This is a genomic window from Mycobacterium sp. (assembly GCF_035499775.1).
Lineage (GTDB): Bacteria > Actinomycetota > Actinomycetes > Mycobacteriales > Mycobacteriaceae > Mycobacterium.
This window is the reverse complement of sequence record NZ_DATJYB010000617.1, coordinates 1-2,631: the sequence shown is the minus strand read 5'-3', so window position 1 is coordinate 2,631 and position 2,631 is coordinate 1. Positions and strand designations below refer to the sequence as shown.

At 69.9% G+C, this 2,631-nt stretch carries 2 protein-coding genes; both read left to right on the top strand.

Going from position 1 to position 2,631, the window contains the following annotated elements; translation table 11 throughout:
- The first annotated feature begins 442 nt into the window (after positions 1-442).
- Positions 443-1,993 carry an AMP-binding protein gene (locus VML93_RS37125; protein ID WP_325618649.1) on the top strand — a complete coding sequence of 517 codons (1,551 nt, stop codon included), beginning with the start codon at positions 443-445 and terminating at the stop codon, positions 1,991-1,993.
- Positions 1,994-2,182: 189 nt separating this feature from the next.
- Positions 2,183-2,631: LLM class flavin-dependent oxidoreductase (locus tag VML93_RS37120; RefSeq protein ID WP_325618647.1), on the top strand; the 449-nt coding region annotated here is incomplete at its 3' end.

Genomic DNA, 2,631 nt, shown 5'->3' with positions numbered 1-2,631 from the left:
TAGCGACGCCTTCGGCTTCACCCGGTCGATGGGCACGCCCACGTAGCCGTCGTCGTCCACGGCGTACACGACGGGCACGGCGTCTACGCCCCGCTCGGCGTGCACGGTGCACAAAATCCCGTGGTCGTGCGACTCAAGCCTTGCCCGCGCCTCGTGATCCGCGAGCCTCATCGCAGTAGGCCGGTAGCCATGGACATTGGGGTCTGTGTCATAACCCTTCGCGGCGTGGCGGAGCAGTGATCTCTGCGGTGTGATGATAGTTCGTCGAACGCCGGTGTCGACGGGGCGACCATCCGTGCGGGGTCACCGACTTCGACAGCCCGCTCCGCGGCACCCAAGCTCACTGGCATTGAGCGGCAGCCATACCGGCGCTACGCTCCTCCGTTATGGGGGGTTTACGCTCGCAGGATCCTGCCTCCACCATCGCGCGTAGTACGGTGCGCTGAACCCAGCGGCGTGGGTCGAGCGCCACGCCCGCCAGCGGCCCGACGACCCGGCGCTGGCGGATGGCGACCGCGTCCACACCAGCTGGGGCGAGTTCGCCGCCCGGACGGCCGGCGCAGCCGCCAGCCTGCGCGATCACTTCGGCCTGTCGCCCGGGGACCGGGTAGCGATCGTGATGCGCAACCGGCCGGAGTACCTCGAGGCGCTGTTCGCTGTCTGGCACGCCGGTCTCGTGGCCGTGCCGGTCAACGCTCGCCTCCACCGCGATGAGATCGCCTACATCCTCCAACACAGCGAGTCGGCCGTCGTCGTGACCGATGCCGACCACGCCGACGACGTCGAGCCGCTGGCCGGCACCGTCGCTTCGCTCAAGGCGGCCGTGATCGCGCCCGGTGAGCGGTGGGACCGGCTCACGGCGTCGCCGCCGGCACGGCTCGTCGGCCCGCGGCCGGAGGACCCGGCCTGGCTGTTCTACACGAGCGGCACCACCGGAAGGCCCAAGGGGGCCACGCTTACGCACCGCAGCCTGCTGATGGCGACACTCAGCTACTTCCCGGACATCGACCCGGTGCTGCCGCAAGACTGCATCCTCCACGCCGCGCCCCTGTCGCACGGTTCGGGGCTCTACGGGCTGCCTCACGTGGCCCGGGGGGCGGTGAGCGTCGTGCCGCATTCCGGCGGCGTCGATGCCGACGAGATCGCCGCCCTCCTGGGGCGCTGGCCGGGGATGTCGATCTTCGCGGCTCCCACCATGGTGAAGCGGCTGGCCGGCGACCGGGCCATCGCCGGCGCGGACCTCTGCCACCTGAAGACGATCATCTACGGCGGCGCACCGATGTACCTGGCCGACCTCGAGGACGCGCTCGCCGTGTTCGGCCCTAGCTTGGCCCAGACTTACGGGCAGGGCGAGGCGCCGATGACGATCACCGCCCTGTCCAAGGCAGACCACGCCGACCGGAACCAGCCCCGATGGCGGGACCGTATGCAGAGCGTCGGCGTCCCCCGCACCGACGTCGAGGTCCGCGTCGTCGACGACGGCCGCGAACTCCCCGCCGGCGAGGCCGGCGAGGTGGTGGTCCGGGGCGACGTGGTCATGGCCGGCTACTGGAACCAGCCTGATGCCACCGCCGAGGCGCTGCGGGAAGGCTGGCTGTACACCGGCGACATCGGCAGCTTCGACGCCGACGGGTACCTCACGCTGCGGGACCGGTCCAAGGACCTGATCATAAGCGGGGGGAATGAACATCTACCCCCGGGAGGTCGAGGAGGCGCTGCTCCGCCACCCCGGCGTCAGGGCCGCCGCCGCCTCGGCCGGCCCGACGCGAAGTGGGGCGAGGCGGTAGTGGCCTTCGTGGTGGCCGCCGACCGCGTCGCCCGGCCGTCGGCCGAGGATCTCGACCGGACCTGCCTCGACCACATCGCGCGGTTCAAGCGGCCCAAGGACTACCGGTTCGTGGATGCCCTGCCGACCAACAACTACGGCAAGGTCGTCAAGCGCGAGCTGCGCGACCGGCTCCGGGCCGAAACGGCGGACGGTGGATCACGGTGAGACCCGACCCCGGCCGGACGCCTGCTGAACTTGACGAAGATGTCCGATGTTCACGTCCCTGGAACCGCCGCCCGGGGTCCTGTTATCCTCCGCCCTACCTGGGCCGCAGGCCCGGAGACGGGGGAGGCATGCTAGTCGACCGCAGCGTTGGCCGTCCCGGCCACGAACGCACCGTGAGGAGGCCGTCCCATGAAGCTCGCTCTCTACCTGCCGAACTTCCGTAACAAGGTGACCGTCAAGGAGCTCGAAGATCTCACCAGCCTCGCCGAGGAACTCGACTTCGACTCCGTCTGGACGCTCGACCGGATCGTCGTTCCTGAGGCCTCGGACCGCGTGGAGCTCCAGTACTCGTTCGGCATGATGCCCGAGTTCCCCAAGGCGCTGCCGGTGTCTTCCCGCGGTGAGTGGTTCCAAGGCTGGCCGCTGATCCCCTGGCTGGCCGCGAAGACGTCGAAGGTACGGATCGGCATGAGCATTACCGACACGCCATTCCGTGCGCCCGGTGTCCTCGCCGCGGAACTCGCCACGGTGGACCAGCTCTCGAACGGCAGGCTCAACGTGGGCGTGGGAGCCGGCTGGATGCCCGAGGAGTTCGCGGCCGCGAGCGCCTCGCACATCTTCCCCAAGCGGCACAAGCA